We start from the raw sequence: 312 nt of genomic DNA, 5'->3' as shown, positions 1-312 counted from the left end.
AGTACCGTCGATACCGTGGCACACACCCGCACCGAGATGCTGCATACCAAGGGAACGGGCGGACTCTTTAATCAAGCGCGCTTTGATGGGGTTACCGATGATGTAAAACTTCAACAAGAGGAAGCGCAGAAACCCATCATCAAACCTGAGCCGATGATTGAACTGACAGTCAAGTCGCAGGTAGAAAAGGAGATCACTAGACCCGAAAGGACGGAATACGTCACCTCCGACCAAGCCTATCCTGCGGTGCCAAGATACACACAAAACTCGAAAGAATAATACTTAACTAGGTGCATAAAAAAGAACTTTATG

At 47.8% G+C, this 312-nt stretch carries 1 protein-coding gene; it reads left to right on the top strand.

The features are described 5' to 3' along the window. The coding region (locus AB4503_RS25455; RefSeq protein ID WP_133151976.1) for a hypothetical protein at positions 1-279 on the top strand (279 nt) is incomplete at its 5' end. Between the last annotated feature and the right edge of the window lie 33 nt (positions 280-312).

This window comes from Vibrio sp. 10N.222.55.B11 (genome assembly GCF_041473705.1).
GTDB lineage: Bacteria > Pseudomonadota > Gammaproteobacteria > Enterobacterales > Vibrionaceae > Vibrio > Vibrio crassostreae_C.
Note: the sequence above shows the minus strand (reverse complement) of the source record. Positions and strands in the feature narration are given on the sequence as shown.